Origin of the sequence: Pseudomonas sp. MF6755, assembly GCF_016405635.1 — a bacterium.
Lineage (GTDB): Bacteria > Pseudomonadota > Gammaproteobacteria > Pseudomonadales > Pseudomonadaceae > Aquipseudomonas > Aquipseudomonas haemolytica.
In genome coordinates, this window is record NZ_JAEKDA010000006.1 from 259,682 (window position 1) to 277,286 (window position 17,605).

At 58.9% G+C, this 17,605-nt stretch carries 18 protein-coding genes; 4 read left to right on the forward strand and 14 right to left on the reverse strand.

Annotation, left to right across the window (positions count from 1 at the left end):
• Positions 1-97: 97 nt before the first annotated feature.
• The 7 genes from JFT66_RS09990 to rplM form a co-directional block, all read right to left on the reverse strand.
• On the reverse strand, positions 98-517 hold the full coding sequence (locus tag JFT66_RS09990; protein WP_003188531.1) for a ClpXP protease specificity-enhancing factor: 420 nt from the start codon (positions 515-517) through the stop codon (positions 98-100).
• A gap of 17 nt (positions 518-534) precedes the next feature.
• A complete protein-coding gene (locus JFT66_RS09995) occupies positions 535-1,152 on the reverse strand; it encodes a glutathione S-transferase N-terminal domain-containing protein (RefSeq protein ID WP_005784778.1) in 618 nt (205 codons plus the stop codon).
• 148 nt (positions 1,153-1,300) lie between these two features.
• Positions 1,301-2,080 carry a cytochrome c1 gene (locus JFT66_RS10000; protein WP_034118090.1) on the reverse strand — a complete coding sequence of 260 codons (780 nt, stop codon included), beginning with the start codon at positions 2,078-2,080 and terminating at the stop codon, positions 1,301-1,303.
• A complete protein-coding gene (locus tag JFT66_RS10005) occupies positions 2,080-3,291 on the reverse strand; it encodes a cytochrome b (RefSeq protein ID WP_003188526.1) in 1,212 nt (403 codons plus the stop codon). The genes JFT66_RS10000 and JFT66_RS10005 overlap by 1 nt, the downstream gene beginning before the upstream one ends.
• Positions 3,291-3,884: a ubiquinol-cytochrome c reductase iron-sulfur subunit gene (petA, locus tag JFT66_RS10010; RefSeq protein WP_034118089.1), complete on the reverse strand. Its 594-nt coding sequence runs from the start codon at positions 3,882-3,884 to the stop codon at positions 3,291-3,293. Before petA ends, JFT66_RS10005 begins: the two co-directional genes overlap by 1 nt.
• Before the next feature lie 266 nt (positions 3,885-4,150).
• Complete coding sequence (gene rpsI / locus JFT66_RS10015) at positions 4,151-4,543, reverse strand: 30S ribosomal protein S9 (RefSeq protein WP_003171743.1); 393 nt, start codon at positions 4,541-4,543, stop codon at positions 4,151-4,153.
• A gap of 14 nt (positions 4,544-4,557) precedes the next feature.
• Complete coding sequence (rplM, locus tag JFT66_RS10020; RefSeq protein WP_003171742.1) at positions 4,558-4,986, reverse strand: 50S ribosomal protein L13; 429 nt, start codon at positions 4,984-4,986, stop codon at positions 4,558-4,560.
• Between the two features lie 248 nt (positions 4,987-5,234).
• On the opposite strand from rplM, the gene JFT66_RS10025 reads away from it, so the two are divergent.
• Positions 5,235-6,275, forward strand: a complete 1,041-nt coding sequence (locus tag JFT66_RS10025; RefSeq protein WP_153838900.1) for an NADP(H)-dependent aldo-keto reductase — start codon at positions 5,235-5,237, stop codon at positions 6,273-6,275.
• Between the two features lie 124 nt (positions 6,276-6,399).
• On the opposite strand, the gene JFT66_RS10030 is transcribed toward JFT66_RS10025, so the two are convergent.
• The gene (locus tag JFT66_RS10030; protein WP_198859192.1) at positions 6,400-7,536 is read right to left on the reverse strand and encodes an acyl-CoA dehydrogenase family protein; all 1,137 of its coding nucleotides are present in this window, start codon (positions 7,534-7,536) and stop codon (positions 6,400-6,402) included.
• Positions 7,537-7,756: 220 nt separating this feature from the next.
• Here JFT66_RS10030 and JFT66_RS10035 point away from each other — a divergent pair, with 220 nt between their 5' ends.
• Positions 7,757-8,677: a GlxA family transcriptional regulator gene (locus tag JFT66_RS10035; protein ID WP_198809598.1), complete on the forward strand. Its 921-nt coding sequence runs from the start codon at positions 7,757-7,759 to the stop codon at positions 8,675-8,677.
• Positions 8,678-8,813: 136 nt separating this feature from the next.
• Here JFT66_RS10035 and zapE read toward each other — a convergent pair whose 3' ends face one another.
• The 3 genes from zapE to JFT66_RS10050 form a co-directional block, all read right to left on the reverse strand.
• Complete coding sequence (zapE, locus tag JFT66_RS10040; RefSeq protein ID WP_034118085.1) at positions 8,814-9,908, reverse strand: cell division protein ZapE; 1,095 nt, start codon at positions 9,906-9,908, stop codon at positions 8,814-8,816.
• Positions 9,909-9,987: 79 nt separating this feature from the next.
• Positions 9,988-11,343 (reverse strand): tryptophan--tRNA ligase, encoded by a 1,356-nt coding sequence (locus tag JFT66_RS10045; RefSeq protein WP_198859193.1) that lies wholly within the window; start codon positions 11,341-11,343, stop codon positions 9,988-9,990.
• A 16-nt stretch (positions 11,344-11,359) separates the two neighbouring features.
• A complete protein-coding gene (locus JFT66_RS10050) occupies positions 11,360-11,989 on the reverse strand; it encodes an alpha/beta hydrolase (RefSeq protein ID WP_198859194.1) in 630 nt (209 codons plus the stop codon).
• 147 nt (positions 11,990-12,136) lie between these two features.
• Here JFT66_RS10050 and JFT66_RS10055 point away from each other — a divergent pair, with 147 nt between their 5' ends.
• The gene (locus tag JFT66_RS10055; protein WP_032893585.1) at positions 12,137-12,574 is read left to right on the forward strand and encodes a YhcB family protein; all 438 of its coding nucleotides are present in this window, start codon (positions 12,137-12,139) and stop codon (positions 12,572-12,574) included.
• Positions 12,575-12,766: 192 nt separating this feature from the next.
• On the opposite strand, the gene JFT66_RS10060 is transcribed toward JFT66_RS10055, so the two are convergent.
• From JFT66_RS10060 to JFT66_RS10070, 3 genes are all read right to left on the reverse strand, one after another.
• Positions 12,767-14,491, reverse strand: coding sequence for an ABC transporter ATP-binding protein/permease (locus JFT66_RS10060; RefSeq protein WP_198859195.1), 1,725 nt, complete (start codon positions 14,489-14,491; stop codon positions 12,767-12,769).
• A gap of 100 nt (positions 14,492-14,591) precedes the next feature.
• Positions 14,592-15,152 carry a response regulator transcription factor gene (locus JFT66_RS10065; RefSeq protein WP_010213178.1) on the reverse strand — a complete coding sequence of 187 codons (561 nt, stop codon included), beginning with the start codon at positions 15,150-15,152 and terminating at the stop codon, positions 14,592-14,594.
• Entirely contained in the window at positions 15,145-16,407 is a 1,263-nt protein-coding gene (locus JFT66_RS10070) for an ATP-binding protein (RefSeq protein WP_034118081.1), read from the reverse strand. Before JFT66_RS10070 ends, JFT66_RS10065 begins: the two co-directional genes overlap by 8 nt.
• A 219-nt stretch (positions 16,408-16,626) precedes the next feature.
• Here JFT66_RS10070 and JFT66_RS10075 point away from each other — a divergent pair, with 219 nt between their 5' ends.
• Positions 16,627-17,343 (forward strand): SIMPL domain-containing protein, encoded by a 717-nt coding sequence (locus JFT66_RS10075; RefSeq protein WP_198859196.1) that lies wholly within the window; start codon positions 16,627-16,629, stop codon positions 17,341-17,343.
• The last annotated feature ends 262 nt before the right edge of the window (positions 17,344-17,605 follow it).

The window sequence follows — 17,605 nt, forward strand, 5'->3', positions numbered from 1 at the left end:
ACCGTTCTGGCGCGACTTTCATCCATATCCTTCACGCAAAAAAAATGCCCCGACAGAGTCGAGGCATTTTTCAGCTGGGCCTGAAGGCGAAATCCGCCTACTTCACCACTTTCAAGCTTGGCCGACCGCTAGGGCGCGGCGGTTCGGCATCCGGTGGCGGTACATCATCACCGTCTTCGCCTTCGATCGTTTCGTCATCCTCCAAAGGCGACTCCAGATCGAACACCATGCCTTGGCCATTTTCCCGGGCATAGATCCCGAGAATCGCACCGATTGGCACGAACAGCGTATGAGGCACACCACCGAAACGCCCTTCGAAGCTCACCGCTTCGTTATCCATGTGCAGGTGACGCACGGCACTGGGCGATACGTTCAGCACGATTTGTCCGTCACTGGCAAAACCCTGGGGTACCTGAACCGCAGGAAATTCGGAATTGACCAGCATGTGCGGGGTGCAATCGTTGTCCACAATCCACTCATAGAGCGCGCGGACCAGGTAAGGTCGACTGGAGTTCATCAGCGGCTCCTTAAGCCTTAGCGCATATCGCGTTCGACACCAGACAGACTCGCCTGGAAAGCCTCACGCGCAAACTGGCGCTCCATGTAATCAAGCAACGGCTTGGCTGGCCGTGGCAGTTCAATGCCCAGAATCGGCAAGCGCCAGAGTATGGGTAATAGGCAGCAATCCACCAAGCTTTGTTCCTCACTGAGGAAAAAAGGTTTATCGGCGAACAACGGCGAAACGCCGGTCAGGCTCTCGCGCAATTCCTTGCGCGCCTGTACTCGAGCGGCTTCTTTGGAGCGCGAATCCAGAATCACATCCACCAACCCGCACCAGTCACGCTGGATCCGATGGATCAGCAGGCGGCTGTTGGCACGCGCCACCGGATACACCGGCAGCAAAGGCGGATGAGGGTAACGCTCATCCAAGTATTCCATCACCACGGTTGACTCCCACAACGCCAGGTCACGATCGACCAGGGTGGGCAAGCTGCCGTAAGGGTTCACTTCGATCAGCTTCGGCGGATGACGGCCCGCCTCCACACTGATGATCTCGGCGCTGACACCCTTCTCTGCGAGTACGATGCGTACTCGGTGGGAATAGTGGTCGGCGGGGTCGGAGTAACAGGCCAACCGATTGGTCACGCCCATGGCGGTCCTCCTCGCTTGTTGAAATTATCGAAAGCTCAAAAACGAGCGCGCCCAGGGATCATCTCTGTAACGTCCGGTTCAACCGGGCGCTACGTGTTCAGAGATGCCGCTGGGCGCGCAAGATTAACAGCAATTGCTTACGGTTGGATCAATGCACATCCTTCCAGTATTCGCGCTTGAGCAGATAAGCGAATACGAAGAAGAAAGCCAGGTACAGCAAGACGTACGTACCGATGCGCTGGTGCTGCAGTTTGACGGGGTTGGCCGAGTAGGCCAGGAAGGTCACCAGGTTCTTGACCTTCTCGTCGAACTGCTCTTCATTCAGCGTACCGGTCTTGGGCACGATGGTCAGTTGATCGCACGCTTCATGGGTCAGAGGCGTACCGGTCAACGGATCATATTGCTTCTTGCCGTCTTCAACGACCTGAACCTGCTTGCATCCTACCACTTGACGGCCCTGCAGGCCGACCAGAACGTTCGGCATACCGACGTTCGGGAAGACTTTGTTGTTCACGCCATACGGGCGCGCAGGGTCTTCATAGAAGGATTTGAGGTAACCGTAGAGCCAGTCGGTGCCGCGCACGCGGGCCACCAGGGTCAGGTCGGGCGGCGCGGCGCCGAACCAGGTCTTGGCGTCGGCCGGTTGCATGCCGGAGTTCATGTGGTCGCCGATCTTCGCGCCAGTGAACACCGCGTGGCTGAGCATCACTTCATGAGGAATGCCCAAGTCATCGGCGACACGCTCGTACCGTTGGAACTTGGCGCTGTGGCAGCCCATGCAGTAGTTGGTGAATGTACGCAGCCCATCCTGCATGGCGGCTTTGTCAGACACATCGATATCGACTTTTTCCAGCTCCGCGCCATGCTCGGCGGCGAAGGACAGTAGCGGCAGGGCCGCAAGCACGAATGCAACGAATAACTTTTTCATCAGCCAGTCACCCTTTCCGGAACCGGTTTGGTCTTCTCGAGCCGGGTATAGAACGGCATCAGAATGAAGTAGGCGAAGTACAGGAAGGTGCAGACCTGCGACAGCAACGTACGCTCAGGGGTTGGCGCCAATACGCCGAGTACACCGAGGATCACGAAGGAGATGCAGAACACCCACAGCCAGATCTTGCTCAGCCAGCCTTTGTAGCGCATCGACTTGACCGGGCTACGGTCGAGCCATGGCAGCACGAACAGCACCGCGATGGCGGCGCCCATGGCGATCACGCCCATCAGCTTGTCGGGGATCGCCCGCAAGATCGCGTAGAACGGTGTGAAGTACCAGACCGGGGCGATGTGCTCAGGTGTCTTGAAGGCGTTGGCCTGTTCGAAGTTAGGCTTCTCCAGGAAATAACCACCCATCTCCGGGAAAAAGAACACGATCGAGCAGAACACGAACAGGAACACTACCACGCCGACAATGTCTTTCACGGTGTAGTACGGGTGGAACGGAATGCCATCCAGCGGGATGCCGTTCTCGTCCTTGTGCTTCTTGATGTCCACACCATCCGGGTTGTTGGAACCCACCTCGTGCAGCGCCAGGATGTGCAGCACCACCAGGCCGAGAATCACGATCGGCAGGGCCACCACGTGCAAGGCGAAGAAGCGGTTCAGGGTGATGCCGGAAATCAGGTAATCACCTCGAATCCACTGGGTCAGGTCGTTGCCGATCACCGGGATCGCGCCGAACAGCGAGATGATCACCTGGGCGCCCCAGTACGACATCTGGCCCCAAGGCAGCAGGTAACCCATGAAGGCCTCGGCCATCAGCGCCAGGTAGATCAACATGCCGAAGACCCATACCAGCTCACGGGGCTTCTGGTACGACCCGTAGAGCAGGCCGCGGAACATGTGCAGGTAGACGACGATAAAGAACGCCGACGCGCCCGTGGAGTGCAGCAGCCGCAGGATCGAGCCGTACTCGACGTCACGCATGATGTATTCGACGGAAGCAAAGGCTTCTTCCGCAGAAGGCGTATAGCTCATCGTCAACCACACGCCGGTGACGATCTGGTTGACCAGCACCAACAAGGCCAGGGAGCCAAAGAAGTAGAAGAAGTTGAAGTTTTTTGGCGCGTAATATTTGCTGAGATGGTCTTCCCACATTTTGGTAGCGGGGAAGCGCGCATCCACCCAATCCATGAACTTGCTCATCACGCGTTCTCCTTGTCGAGGCCAATGACTATGAGGTCGTCAGTTTCGTAGGTATGCGGAGGCACGGGCAGATTCAATGGAGCAGGCTGGGATTTGTAGACACGGCCAGCGAGGTCGTAGTGCGAACCGTGGCAGGGACAGAAATAACCACCGACCCAATCCTTGCCGAGATCGACAGGGGCCACTTCCGGGCGGAAGGTAGGCGAGCAACCCAGATGGGTACACAGACCAACCAGCAACAGGATCTCTGGCTTGATCGAACGCACTTCGTTCTTGGCGTAGGCGGGTTGGTCGGAATTCTCGGATTTCGGGTCAGACAACTGGCCTTCGATCTTCTTCAGATTCCCCAGGATTTCCTCGGTACGACGAACGATGAAAACCGGCTGGCCGCGCCACTCAGCAATCATCTGCTGGCCTGGCTCGATCTTGCTGACATTCACCTTCACCGGTGCACCTGCGGCTTTCGCCTTGGCACTGGGAAACCATGACCCCACGAACGGGACCGCAGCCCCCACCGCTCCTGCAGCACCCACCACGGATGTGGCTGCTACCAAGAAGCGACGCCGGCCTGCATTCACGCCGTCATTGCTCATTCAGTCCTCTCCCATCAGCTTTTTGGCCTGTTAAATCAGGCGTCTACTAAGTGTTGAATCTTTACTTATAAAAATTTTGACGGATGGTAATGAAAAGCCCCACGTATGACAAGGGAATTGCCCGGGCCTCCGCCCCCAGGCCTTGTAGTATAGGGGGTCTACGGATGTGGCAAGTTGTCACGCACAAATTTATGCATAAATCGCAGGCAATAAAAAACGCCCAGCTCCGTGAGGAGGCTGGGCGTTTTTGTGGAACGTAAAGCGAATTAACGCTTCGAGTACTGCGGACGCTTACGCGCTTTACGCAGACCGACTTTCTTACGTTCAACTTCACGAGCATCGCGAGTTACGAAACCAGCTTTGCGCAGAGCGCCACGCAGGGTTTCGTCGTACTGCATCAGAGCGCGAGTGATACCGTGGCGGATTGCGCCAGCTTGACCACTTACACCGCCACCGATAACAGTGACGTAGATGTCGAACTTTTCAACGGTCTCGGTCAATTCCAGCGGCTGACGAACTACCATGCGGGCAGTTTCGCGGCCGAAGAAGTTGTCCAGAGTGCGGTTGTTGATCGAGATGTTACCAGTGCCCGGACGCAGGAAAACGCGTGCGGTTGCGGTTTTGCGACGGCCAGTGCCGTAATTTTGAGTCGCCGACATAATGAACTATTCCGTTAAAACTTCAGTTCTTGGGGCTGCTGAGCAGCATGAGGGTGTACAGCGCCCGCATAGACTTTCAGCTTGCGAAACATATCGCGACCCAGTGGGCCCTTCGGCAGCATGCCTTTGACCGCGATTTCGATCGGGGCTTCAGGCTTCTTGGAGATCAGGCCTTCAAAGTTGGAAGACTTGATACCGCCTGGGAAACCGGAGTGACGGTAGTACATTTTGTCTTGCGCTTTGTTGCCGGTAACACGTACCTGCTCAGCGTTGATGATCACGATGTAGTCACCGGTGTCAACGTGAGGGGTGTACTCAGGCTTGTGCTTGCCACGCAGACGGCTGGCGACTTCAGTGGCCAGACGACCCAGGGTCTGACCAGCGGCGTCGACGACAAACCAGTCGCGCTGAACTGTTTCCGGTTTTGCAGTAAAAGTTGTCATTCTTTAATAGCCTCAGGGGCCGCCCTGTAAATTAGACGGCGGATCTTACTGAATAGTGCGTACTTTGACAAGTCAAAGGCAGCCGGATACAGACGCTATCGGGGGCTCGGGTCGGCGCGTCCGTTCAACGGCAAGATTCTTCGGCAGGCGGCGCATCACTTCCACTGCAGAAAGAGGTGGGCAATTATGCAGATTGCGAAAAAAAATTCAACCTGCTTTTATGATTGTTTTCCCCGAAGGAGTACCCGATGGATTACCGACAGCTGGGCCGCACCGATCTGAACGTCAGCGCGATCGCTTTGGGCACCATGACCTGGGGCGAGCAGAACAGCGAGGCAGAGGCCTTCGCGCAGATCGAACGGGCAAAGGCCGCAGGCATCAATTTCCTCGACACGGCGGAAATGTACCCGGTACCGCCCAAGGCCGACACCTATGCCACTACCGAGCGCTACATCGGCAACTATTTCAAAAGTCGTGGCGACCGTGCCGACTGGGTCCTGGCCAGCAAGATCGCCGGCCCCGGCAACACCATCGACTACATCCGCGATGGTTACCTGCGCCACAACCGCAAGCACATTGCCCTAGCGCTGGACGCCAGCCTCAAGCGCCTGCAGACCGACTGGATCGACCTCTACCAACTGCACTGGCCGGAGCGCAGCACCAACTTTTTCGGTCAGTTGAGCTACAAGCACAAGGACGAAGACGACCTCACCCCGCTGGAGGAAACCCTCGAAGCCCTGGATGAACAGGTGAAGGCCGGCAAGATCCGCCATATCGGCCTGTCCAACGAAACGCCATGGGGCACCATGAAGTTCCTCGCCCTGGCCGAAGCCCGCGGCTGGCCCCGCGCAGTGTCGATCCAGAACCCCTATAACCTGCTCAACCGCAGCTTTGAGGTGGGTCTGGCGGAAATCGCCATTCGTGAGCAGTGCGGCCTGCTGGCCTATTCGCCCCTGGCGTTCGGCATGCTCAGCGGCAAATACGAAAATGGCGCGCGTCCGGCCAAGGCGCGCCTGACCGAGTACAGCCGCTTCAGCCGTTACTTCAACCCGCAATCGGAAGCGGCGTGCAGCCGGTATGTGGCACTGGCGCGCGAACACGGCCTGGACGCGGCGCAAATGGCGCTGGCGTTCGTCACACAACAACCCTTCGTGACCAGCAATATTATTGGTGCGACGACGCTTGCGCAGTTGGACAGCAACATTGCCAGTGCTGATCTGAAACTGTCCAAGGAGGTGCTGGAAGGGATCGAGGCGATTCAAAAGGATCATCCGAACCCTGCGCCTTGATTGATCTTTAGACCGCCTTCGCGAGCAAGCCCGCTCCCACATTTAACCGAGTACACCGATTTGGAATGCGGTCGAATGTGGGAGCGGGCTTGCTCGCGAAGGGGCCATCAGCAACACCGCAAGATCAAAGCGCCCGCGCAATAATCTCCTTCATGATCTCATTGGTCCCCGCATAAATCCGCTGCACCCGCGCATCAGCCCAGGCCCGGGCAATCGGGTATTCCCACATGAAGCCGTAGCCCCCGTGCAGCTGCACGCACTCATCGAGCACCTTGCATTGCAGGTCTGTGGCCCAATACTTGGCCATCGCTGCTGTAGGCACATCCAGCTTGCCTTCCAGGTGCAGCGCCATGCACTTATCGACGAACACACGGCCGATCTGAATCTCGGTGGCCATCTCCGCCAGCTTGAAGCGGGTGTTCTGGAAGTCGGCAATCGCCTTGCCAAACGCCTTGCGCTCGCGGGTGTAGTCCAGGGTCCACTGCAACGCCGCTTCGGCGGCTGACAAGGCGCCAATCGCCACGGTCAAGCGCTCCTGGGGCAGCTCCTGCATCAGGTAGGCGAACCCCATGCCGGCCTGGCCCAGCAGGTTTTCCTTGGGCACCCGCACATCCTGGAAGAACAGCTCCGAGGTGTCCTGGGCCTTCATGCCGACTTTCTCCAGGCGTTTGCCTTTGTCAAAGCCGGGCGTGCCAGCGTCCACCAGGAACAGGCTGGTGCCCTTGGCGCCGGCCTTGGGATCGGTCTTGGCCACCACAACCACCAGATCGGCCAGGTAGCCGTTGGTGATAAAGGTCTTGGACCCGTTGATCACATACTCATCGCCGTCCAGCACCGCTGTGGTCTTGACCCCTTGCAAGTCGGAACCGGCGCCTGGTTCGGTCATGGCAATGGCCGTGACCATCTCCCCGGAGATCAACTTGGGCAGGTACTTGTGCTTCAGCGCTTCACTGCCGTAATGCAGGATGTAGGGCGCGACGATATCCGAATGCAGGGAAAAACCGATGCCGGTCAAACCGAGGCGGCTGATTTCTTCGATCACCACCGCGCTGTAGAGAAAGTCCGCCCCCAGGCCACCGTATTCCTCCGGCAGATGGGAGCACAGCATGCCCGCCTCCCCCGCCTTGCTCCACAGGCTACGATCGATATAACCCTGCTTTTCCCATTGCCCATGAAAGGGCGCGGCGTGTTTTTCGAGAAAGGTACGCACGCTCTCGCGGAAGAGTTCGTGCTCCGAGCTGAACAAGGTTCTGGGGATCATGGGTCACCTGCGTGGATTGTCGGACAAGGACGAGCCCACAGAGCCTATGCCCCGATCGCGTGACAGGACACTGGACACATGCGACAAAAAATAAGACGATCCAGCCGTCTGGTGACCACTTTCCCCTATAAGAATAAATGAAATTATGTCTAACCAAATCTCCACGCCCTTGCGGCGCGTCAGCATTTTGGCCATTGATCGGGTATTTGCTTCAACCCTCATGCAAGCCAAGGATTTCTTCCATCTCGCTAGCCTGCGTTATGGCAAACAGCAAGGCCTGGGCCTGACCCCGGCGTTCGAAACGCGCCTGGTCAGTCCCGACGGGCAGTCAGTGCGCAGCTTCAGCGATGTGATCATGCCAGTGGATGGCGGCCTGGGAGACGCCGATATCATCGTGCTACCGGCCTTCTGGGACGACTTCGACGCCTTGTGCACCCGCTACCCGCAAGTGCTGCCGTGGCTGTGCCAACAACACGCTCGCGGCGCCGTGCTGTGCGGCGAAGCCACCGGCGTATTCTGGCTGGCCGAAGCCGGGCTGCTGGATGGCAAGGAAGCCACTACCTACTGGCGGTTTTTCACTGCGTTCAGCGAGCGCTTCCCCAAGGTCCAGCTCAACCAGGACAAACACCTCACCGACGCCGACAACCTGTATTGCGCAGGCGGCACCACCTCGGCGTGCGACCTCTACATCTACCTGATCGAGCGTTTTTGCGGTGCCACTATCGCCCAGGCCGTGGCCCGCGACATTCTCTATGAGGTGCAGCGCAGCTATTCACCAGGGCGTATCGGTTTTGGCGGCCAGAAGCTGCACCAGGACGTGATCATCCTGCAGATCCAGCACTGGCTGGAAGAGCATTTCGCCGACAAGTTCCGCTTCGAAGACGTCGCCCGGGAACACGGCATGAGCATCCGCAACTTCATGCGCCGGTTCCAGACCGCCACCGGTGACAAGCCACTGCACTATCTGCAACGACTGCGCATCGAGACGGCAAAAGGCCTGCTCTCGGGCAGCCGCAAGAGCATCAAGACCATCAGTTATGAGGTGGGTTACGACGATGCGAGCTTCTTTGCGCGCTTGTTCAGGCAGCACACGGAGTTGTCGCCGAACCAGTATCGCCAGCAATTTCAGCAAGCCGCCTAGCTGAAGGAACACAGAAAACAAAGTGGGAGGGGCTTGCTCCCGATTGCGCTGGGTCAGTCACATCTACAGTGACTGACACTCCGAAATCGGGAGCAAGCCCCCTCCCACATTGGATCTCCATTGTTCTGGAGATCTCTTATGGCTTGTGGCCGCGCGACAGGAACTCGTGGGACTGCATTTCCAGCAATCGGCTCAGCGTGCGCTGGAACTCGAAGTTCAACCGACCACCGGTATACAGATCCTTGAGCTCGACTTCCGCCGAGATGATCAACTTGACGTTACGGTCGTAGAACTCGTCGACCATGTTGATAAAACGCCGGGCGATGTCGTCGGTGGTGACGCCCATCTGCTCAACGCCGCTCAAGATCACCGCATGGAAGATCTTGCCCAGCTCGATGTAGTCGTTCTGGCTGCGCGGGCCGTCGCACAGTTGGCGAAAGTCGAACCAAGCCACGTCATCGCAGGTACGCAGTGCGATTATTTCGCGGTTCTCGATCATCAACTTGTCGTTTTCCACCGCCTGGGTGCATTCCGGCGTCAGGGCGCGGAAGCTCTTTTTCAGACTCTGGTGGGCCGCTTCGTTCAGCGGGAAGTGGAACAATTCAGCCTGCTCCAGATGACGCAGGCGGTAGTCGACGCCGCTGTCGACGTTGACGATATCGGTGTTCTGCTTGATCAGTGCAATGGCCGGCAGGAAACGCGCACGTTGCAGGCCGTCCTTGTACAGGCCATCGGGCACGATGTTCGAGGTGGCGACCAGGGTGACGCCGTTCTTGAACAACTCTTCCATCAGGGTGCCGAGGATCATGGCGTCGGTGATGTCGGAGACGAAGAATTCATCGAAGCAGATCACCCGTGCTTCCTGGGAGAAACGCTTGGCGATGATGGTCAGCGGGTTTTTCTCGCCCGGCAGGGTCTTCATCTCTTCGTGCACGCGCTTCATGAAGCGGTGGAAGTGGGTACGGACCTTTTCCTTGAACGGCAGCGCTTCGAAGAAGGTATCTACCAGGTAGGTCTTGCCCCGGCCCACGCCGCCCCAGAAATACAGGCCCTTGACCGGCGTGTGGTCTTTCTTGCCAAACAGCTTGCTGAATATCCCTGGCTTGCTTTGCGAGGCCGCGACCAAGTCGTCGTAAAGGCGCTGCAAATGACGCACGGCATTTTCCTGGGCCGCGTCATGGAAGAATTCAGGGCGTTTCAGATCAGCTTGATATCGTTCTAGGGGCGTCATAATTTCGTTAGCAAGGCAACAAAAACGGGCCGTCACTGTAACGACGGCCCTGGATAATGGCAATCAACCCTTGGTCGGGTTAATCCTCGATTGGGGTTAACGCGACGCGCAGGGCTTCGATGGCGGCATCGCGGGATGCGTCGTCGGAGAACTCGGCGCTGTCAGCCACCGCAGCGCCGTCCAGCCATACGCTGAAGCTCAGGGCTTGAGTGCGTACGTCCAGCGCGTCACCGCTTTGCAATTGCTTGGTCGCCGCGCCAGCCGCCTTGCCATCGGCAAAGTTGCGCGACAGCAGCAGTTGCTCTCCGTCAGCCGCCAACAAGCGGAAACGGAAGCTGCCATCGTCTTCGCGAAAGCTCACGAAGCGCGCGGCTTTGGCGGCTTTTTTCTTGGTGGCGACCGGCGCCGCAGCCTGGTTGACGAACGAACGCAGGCCCACCGCTTCACGCAGCTCGGCCAGGAACGGCGCGGCTACCGCACGGGCTTTTTTCGCGCCGACCAGCAGCAGGTCTTCCATGTCCGACGGGCGCGACATCAGGTGATGGTAACGCTCGCGGGCTTCGCCCAGTTGGCCGTCCAGCAGTTGGAACAGGCGGTTCTTCGCCTCGCCCCAGCCCAGGCCTTGCAGCAGTTCGTCACGGAACTCCTGTTCCTGGGCCTTGGTCGCGAACGCCTGGTACAGGGTGAACAGGTGCGAATTGTCCGGGTCCTTGGCTTCGCCCGGCGCGCGGGAGTCGGTGACGATCCGCGAGATCGCGTCTTTCATGTCTTTGGCGCTGGTGAACAACGGGATGGTGTTGTCGTAGCTCTTGGACATCTTGCGGCCATCCAGGCCCGGCAAGGTGGCGACGCTTTCTTCGATCAGCGCCTCGGGCATGGTGAAGAATTCTTTACCGTTGCCGAACAGGTGGTTGAAACGCTGGCCGATGTCGCGGGCCATTTCCACGTGCTGGATCTGGTCACGACCCACCGGCACCTTGTGCGCGTTGAACATCAGGATGTCCGCCGCCATCAGCACCGGGTAGCTGTAAAGGCCCATGCTGATACCCGCATCCGGGTCTTCGCCGTTTTCCACGTTCTTGTCCACCGACGCCTTGTAGGCGTGAGCGCGGTTGAGCAGACCCTTGGCGGCAACGCAGGTCAGCAGCCAGGTCAGCTCGGGGATTTCCGGGATATCGGACTGGCGGTAGAAGGTCACCCGGTTCACATCCAGGCCACCGGCCAGCCAGGTCGCGGCGATTTCCATGCGCGAGCGCTGGATGCGCTGCGGGTCATCGCACTTGATCAGGGCGTGGTAGTCGGCCAGAAAGTAGAAGGAATCGGCATTGGCGTCTTCGCTGGCGAGGATCGCCGGGCGAATCGCACCGGCGTAGTTGCCCAGGTGCGGCGTGCCGGTGGTGGTAATGCCGGTGAGGATACGGGTACGGGTCGTCATGGGTGATCGCTTGTCATCAATTCGAAAGACGTGGCAGCACAAGATCCTTGAGATCGGTCAGCTTGCCATGAAAAAAGTGTCCGCATTCTGCCACTTTCAGCAGCTCATGGGGGCGTTTCAGGGCGGCGGACCAGTCGTAGACGATTTGTGCGTCGACCACTTCGTCGGTTTCCGGCTGGATCAGGGTCAATGGGCAACCTTGGGGCAGCACATCGGTATCGCCCAGGCGCATCACCGCAGCGGCAACCATGAACAGGTGCGCGAGCTTCTCGCCCTTGGCTTCCAGGCGGCCACCAAGACTGGCCGCGACGTAGCCGCCGAAGGAAAAACCCAGCAAGGTGATCGGCAGGTTCGGGTGTTTTTCCCGCAGCCAGGTAGCGGCCGCTTCGGCATCGTCCACTTCGCCGGCGGCCATATCGTGAATACCGGCGCTGGCGCCAACACCACGATAATTGAAACGCAGTGTAATCAAACCGGCATCGCGGGCGGTGCGTTGCAGGGTCGAGACAACTTTATTGAGCATGGTCCCGCCCTGTACCGGGTTAGGGTGGCAGATCAGCGCCAGGCCCCGTGGCTCGGGGTGATCCAGGTACAGGGCTTCCAATTGGCCTACCGGGCCATCGATCAAAACGGGGGTTTCACGCATGAGCAAGGAATGAACTCCGTGACCTCTCAAGGGGTCGACTCGTCTAGCTAAAAGTCTGTGCATGGCATCATTGCGAGCTTAATCGCGGTATACAGCGCAGGTCCGAGCCGTTAACGTAAAGCAAAGCCGTTTATAGAGGAAGGACTCGTGGAACACTCGCTCTTAGTTTGGTTGTTGCCGACTCTTGCCCTGGTTGCCGGTGTCGCCATTGGATTCCTGGTTGCCCGCCTGCTGCCGAATGCCGCGCCTAACCGCACGCAGCGTCAGTTGGATGACATTCAGGAACGTTTTGACAGTTATCAGAACGAGGTTGTTACCCACTTCAACAGCACCGCGACCCTGGTCAAGAAGCTCACCCAGAGCTACCAGGAAGTACAGGATCACCTCGCCGATGGCGCTAATCGCCTGGCCCTCGACGACATCACCCGCCAGCGCCTGCTGGCCGCGCTGCATTCCGATGCACCGCAACCCCCACGGGAACGCCTGACCCCGCCACGGGAAAACCAGGAGCCACCACGGGACTACGCGCCAAAGACGCCGAACGCCCCAGGCATGCTGGATGAGCATTACGGCTTGAAGAAGTAAGCCTTCCGAGCGCTGTAAAAAAGCCCGGCTGATCGATGATCAGCCGGGCTTTTTTTGCCTCATTCTCCAAGACAAAGCAGAACCTCATGTGGGAGGGGGCTTGCTCCCGATAGCAGTCTGTCAGACCCAAAGTAGGTGGCTGACACACCGCTATCGGGAGCAAGCCCCCTCCCACATTGACCGAGTTTGACTTCAGGCCGGTTGTTGTTCCTGCAACCGCCCACCCACGATGCGCACATGCCGCCCATGAAAACGCTTGAGGCTGCTGCGGTGGCCGACGCTGACGATGCTCAATCCCGGCAATTCATCGATCAATGTCTGGTACAAGGTTGCCTCATCTTCTTCATCCATGGCTGAGGTCGCCTCATCCATGTACAGCCATTGCGGCGCGAACAACAACGCACGGGCAAAGGCCAGGCGCTGTTGCTCGCCCGGTGAGAGCATGCGTTGCCAGTGGTTGGCTTCATCCAGGCGGTTGACCAGATGCGGCAGGCGGCAGGTTTCCAGCACCTGTGCATAACGTTCTACCGGATAGGTGCTGTCGTCCTGTGGGTAACTCAACACAGCCTTGAGCGTACCAATCGGCAGGTACGGCTTCTGCGGCAGGAACAGGTAACGCGCCGTCGGCAGGCGAATGCTGCCATGTCCAGCCGGCCATAGATGGCCCATCGCCCGCAGCAAGGTACTCTTGCCGCTACCGGAACGCCCACTCAGCATCACGCGCTGGCCAGGCTCCACGGTCATGTCGGCGTCGGTGAGCAAGTGACGGCCGTCGGCCAGGTCCATGCCCAGGTCTTTTAGCACCAGGCGCTCGCCTTCAGGGCGCACGTCGATGGCCGGGGGGCGTTGCTCGTTGTCGCTCATGGCCTGCTGGAAGCTCAACAAACGATCGCTGGTTGCACGCCATGTCGCCAGCTCCGAATAGGCATTGATAAACCAACTGAAATTCTCTTGCACGTTGCTGAACGCCGAGTTGATTTGCATCAGCTCACCCAGCTCGATCTTGCCGGTGAAGTAGCGCGGTGCGGCGACGATAAACGGGAAAATGATCGCGATCTGGCCGTAGCCAGAGGTGAAAAAGGTCAGGCGCTTGGACACTTTCATGATGTCCCAGAAGTTGTGCCAGACCTTGCCGAAACGCGTGCTCAGGCGTTGTCTCTCATTCGGTTCGCCGTTGTACAGGGCGATACTCTCGGCATTCTCACGTACCCGCACCATGGAAAAACGCAGGTCCGCTTCGAAGCGTTGTTGCTGGTTGCTCAGGCCGATCAAGCGGCGGCCGATCAGGTGCGTCAGCCAACTGCCCACGGCGGCATACAGCAGCGCACACCAGAACATGTAGCCGGGGATGGTGATGCCAAACACTTCGATGCTGCCCGACACGCCCCACAGGATGATCGAGAACGACACCAGGCTGACCACATTGCGCAGCAACCCGAGGCCAAGGCTCAGGGTACCGGAGGTGAAATTATTGAGGTCTTCGGAAATCCGCTGGTCCGGGTTGTCGGTGTAGCCGCCCTGCTCCAGCTGGTAGTAGTTCTTGTGGGCCAGCCAACGGCTGAAGTGTTTTTCGGTAAGCCAGGCACGCCAGCGGATCGTCAGCATCTGGGTCAGGTAGAGACGGTAGACCGCCCCGAGAATCGCCACCGCTGCGATCCCACCGAAGTAACCGATCAGTTGCCAGAAGGCGGCGGTGTCCTTCTTTTCCAGGGCGTTGTAGAAGTCCTTGTACCAGTGATTGATCCACACCGAGATCGCCACGCTGAACAGCGACAGGCCAATCACTGCCGCCAGCAGCAGCCACGCCCTGCCCTTTTCTTCGCTGCGCCAATAAGGTGTGATCATCGCCCAGGTTCGGCGAAAGAATTGCCCACGCACCGCGTCGTTGACCGCGCGATATTCAGCGTTCTGGTTCATTGTTCAGGCTCGGCAGGAAAAACATCACAGGCGTTTGAACCGATCATAGGTGATCGGTTCGTGCATCCGTGCAGCCTGAAGCAGCTTGTTCAGGCTGTGTTCAGCGTCGTACCGGGCGCTTCTGCAGCTTGCGTTGCAGCGTGCGGCGGTGCATGCCCAGGGCGCGGGCAGTGGCGGAGATATTGCCTTCGTGTTCGGTCAGCACGCGCTGGATGTGTTCCCACTGCAGGCGGTCCACCGACATCGGGTTTTCCGGCACCAGGGTGTCGAGGTCGGCATGCTCGGACAGCAAGGCAGCGAGCACGTCGTCGGCATCCGCCGGCTTGCACAGGTAGTTGCAGGCGCCGCGCTTGATGGCCTCGACAGCGGTGGCGATGCTGGAGTAACCGGTAAGGATCACCACGCGCATTTCCGGGTCGAGCTCCAGCAGCTTGGGCAGCAGCACCAAGCCCGAGTCGCCGTCCATTTTCAGGTCGAGGGCGGCGTAGTCCGGCAGGTCGGCCTGGGCGATGGTAAAGCCCTCTTCGGCAGAACCTGCGGTACTGACGCGAAACCCGCGCCGGCTCATGGCGCGCGCCATCACGCGGGTAAAGGTCGCATCGTCATCTACCAGCAACAGGTGCGGCAGTTCTTCGCCTTCGACTTGGATCTCGTCACTCATCGATATCTCCTCGTGCGACACGGGGCAGGCGCAGCTCGGTGAGCGTGCCACCTTCCTCATGACTATAGAGCTTCACTGAGCCGCCCGCGCGGGTCACGCTGGCCTTGCTCAAAAACAGGCCCAGGCCGAAGCCTTTGCCCTTGGTGGTAAAGAAAGGTTTGCCGATCTGCTCGGCAATGGCCAACGGCACGCCTGCACCGTGGTCACGAATGCTGATGGTGACGTGCTCCGCGTCCCAGTCCAACTGTACGCCGAGACCTTCGGGGCAGGCGTCAGCGGCGTTGTTGAGCAGGTTGAGCAGCGCCTGGGTAAGGTCCGGCGGTGGCGCCATGCGCGGCACGCTGCCCTGGCCTAATAGATTGAAACGGTAACTGGCCTCGGGGCGCATCAGGTGCCAACGGTTCAGGGCCTCATCGAGCCACTGGGTCACGTCCTGCATCTCAACTGCCAGGCGGCGGTTGGCCTCGGCGGCACGCACCAGTTGCTGCAACGTCAGTTTGCATTGCTTGACCTGTTCCTGCAGCACGCTCAAGTCATCTTGCAGCGCCGGATCGTGATGGTCCTGGGTCATTTCCTTGAGCAATACGCTCATGGTTGCCAGCGGCGTGCCCAGCTCATGGGCGGCGCCGGCCGCTTGGGTGGCGACGGCGAGCAATTGCTGGTCACGCAACCCTTCTTCGCGGCGAATGGCGCGCAACTCTTCCTGGCGGCGCAGCTCTTCGGCCATGCGTGCGGCAAAGAAGGTAATGACAGCAGCAGACAGGGCAAAACTCAGCCACATCCCGTAGATCTGCAGGTTTTCACGCGCGATCGGGAAGGTTTGCAACGGATAGAACTGCGCCAGCAGCAAGGTATAGAGCGTCAGGGCGATGCCCGACAGCACCACCGAGAAGCGCCATGGCAGGGTGACGGCGGCAATGGTCAGTGGCACCAGATAATACGAAACGAAGGGGTTGGTAGAACCACCGGAGAAATACAGCAACACACTGTGGATAACCAGGTCACACGCCAACTGAAGCGCATATTCCAGCTCGGTTACCGGCCACGTGGTGCGCAGTCGGATGGCGGTGAACGCACACAGCACGGTGGAAAACGCCAGGGTCACGCCCAGTTGCAGCCACGGCAGCGGTAATAGGTCGAACCAGTAGGCAAGCCCCACGGAACCGGCCTGTGCGGCCAATACCAGGGTACGAATGAACGTCAGGCGCCAGAGGTTCTGGCGGGTGGCGGAAGTCAGTTTTACGGCGGCGAGCATGAGCTCTCCCGGTGAGCGCTGCAGGCGGATCGGCACGAGTATAAACGAAGCAGACCGGCTGGCATGGTGTGTGTGGCTCTTTGACGCAGGGCGAACAAATGACCGTTCGTCGGCATCACCACAACGTGTAGGGAATGTGTAAACCCGAAGAACCCGATACCTGCGTCTACAGTCATACCGAACACGGCTATCCCAACACGATTATCCCAAGGAGCTTCCATGTCTCGTTTCACTCGCAGTGCAGCCATCATCACCTTCAGCGCCAGCGCAATCGCCAGCCTCCCGGCCATGGCAGCCGATGCACTGAACTACAACCAGATCTCCCTGCGTGCCGAAGTCAGCCAGGAAGTGGCCCGCGACAAGATGATCGTCACCCTCTACACCGAATCGCAAAACTCCGACCCGGCCAAGCTCGCCGCCGAAATCACTACCACCATGAACCAGGCCCTGGGCCAGGCCCGCGAAGTCAAAGGCGTAACCCTGCGCCAGGGCAGCCGCAACAGCTACCCGGTCTACGACAGCAAGAACCAGAAGATCACCGGCTGGCGTGAGCGCGCTGAACTGCGTCTGGAAAGCGCGGACTTCCCAGCGTTGTCCAAGCTCACCGGCGAACTGCTGAACACGCTGAAAATGGACAACATGGACTTCGCCATCGCCGACGCTACGCGCAAGGCCAGCGAAGATGCATTGCTCAAGGATGCGGTTGCCGCGTTCAAGGCACGCGCACAACTGGCCACCGATGCGCTGGGCGGCAAGGGTTACAAGATCGTCAACCTGAACTTCAACACCAATGGCTACCCGATGCCTTATGCCCGTGGCGGGATGATGATGAAGGCGAACATGGCCGATTCAGCGCCGGCGCCCGCGCCGGAAGTCGAAGCAGGCACCAGCCAGGTCAACATGAGCGCCGATGGGGTGATTGAAGTTCTTCAGTAACGCTCTTCGAGACAAAAACGGCGCAGCCTTGGAAGGCTGGCGCCGTTTTTTTTTGATAAGCCGACCCGAATGCCTCTCAGCGCAAGTTCTTTTCGATCGCTGTAGGCTGCACTTTGTGAAACCACTGGTTGCACAGAACATACACTTAAAAGTGGAACTTTCTGTACGCCTGCTGCCACCCAATTGCATGTAACACTACACGAGTGCTACCGCGCAGGCACCGGCAAACCCAACTTAACAAAAGTGCCAGCAATATTAGTTT

What these genes read in the sequence shown, in the direction of transcription:
- JFT66_RS09990 (WP_003188531.1), bottom strand. Translation starts at nt 517, where the DNA reads ATGAACTCCAGTCGACCTTACCTGGTCCGCGCGCTCTATGAGTGGATT.
- JFT66_RS09995 (WP_005784778.1), bottom strand. Translation starts at nt 1,152, where the DNA reads ATGGGCGTGACCAATCGGTTGGCCTGTTACTCCGACCCCGCCGACCAC.
- JFT66_RS10000 (WP_034118090.1), bottom strand. Translation starts at nt 2,080, where the DNA reads ATGAAAAAGTTATTCGTTGCATTCGTGCTTGCGGCCCTGCCGCTACTG.
- JFT66_RS10005 (WP_003188526.1), bottom strand. Translation starts at nt 3,291, where the DNA reads ATGAGCAAGTTCATGGATTGGGTGGATGCGCGCTTCCCCGCTACCAAA.
- petA (WP_034118089.1), bottom strand. Translation starts at nt 3,884, where the DNA reads ATGAGCAATGACGGCGTGAATGCAGGCCGGCGTCGCTTCTTGGTAGCA.
- rpsI (WP_003171743.1), bottom strand. Translation starts at nt 4,543, where the DNA reads ATGTCGGCGACTCAAAATTACGGCACTGGCCGTCGCAAAACCGCAACC.
- rplM (WP_003171742.1), bottom strand. Translation starts at nt 4,986, where the DNA reads ATGACAACTTTTACTGCAAAACCGGAAACAGTTCAGCGCGACTGGTTT.
- JFT66_RS10025 (WP_153838900.1), top strand. Translation starts at nt 5,235, where the DNA reads ATGGATTACCGACAGCTGGGCCGCACCGATCTGAACGTCAGCGCGATC.
- JFT66_RS10030 (WP_198859192.1), bottom strand. Translation starts at nt 7,536, where the DNA reads ATGATCCCCAGAACCTTGTTCAGCTCGGAGCACGAACTCTTCCGCGAG.
- JFT66_RS10035 (WP_198809598.1), top strand. Translation starts at nt 7,757, where the DNA reads ATGCAAGCCAAGGATTTCTTCCATCTCGCTAGCCTGCGTTATGGCAAA.
- zapE (WP_034118085.1), bottom strand. Translation starts at nt 9,908, where the DNA reads ATGACGCCCCTAGAACGATATCAAGCTGATCTGAAACGCCCTGAATTC.
- JFT66_RS10045 (WP_198859193.1), bottom strand. Translation starts at nt 11,343, where the DNA reads ATGACGACCCGTACCCGTATCCTCACCGGCATTACCACCACCGGCACG.
- JFT66_RS10050 (WP_198859194.1), bottom strand. Translation starts at nt 11,989, where the DNA reads ATGCGTGAAACCCCCGTTTTGATCGATGGCCCGGTAGGCCAATTGGAA.
- JFT66_RS10060 (WP_198859195.1), bottom strand. Translation starts at nt 14,491, where the DNA reads ATGAACCAGAACGCTGAATATCGCGCGGTCAACGACGCGGTGCGTGGG.
- JFT66_RS10065 (WP_010213178.1), bottom strand. Translation starts at nt 15,152, where the DNA reads ATGAGTGACGAGATCCAAGTCGAAGGCGAAGAACTGCCGCACCTGTTG.
- JFT66_RS10070 (WP_034118081.1), bottom strand. Translation starts at nt 16,407, where the DNA reads ATGCTCGCCGCCGTAAAACTGACTTCCGCCACCCGCCAGAACCTCTGG.
- JFT66_RS10075 (WP_198859196.1), top strand. Translation starts at nt 16,627, where the DNA reads ATGTCTCGTTTCACTCGCAGTGCAGCCATCATCACCTTCAGCGCCAGC.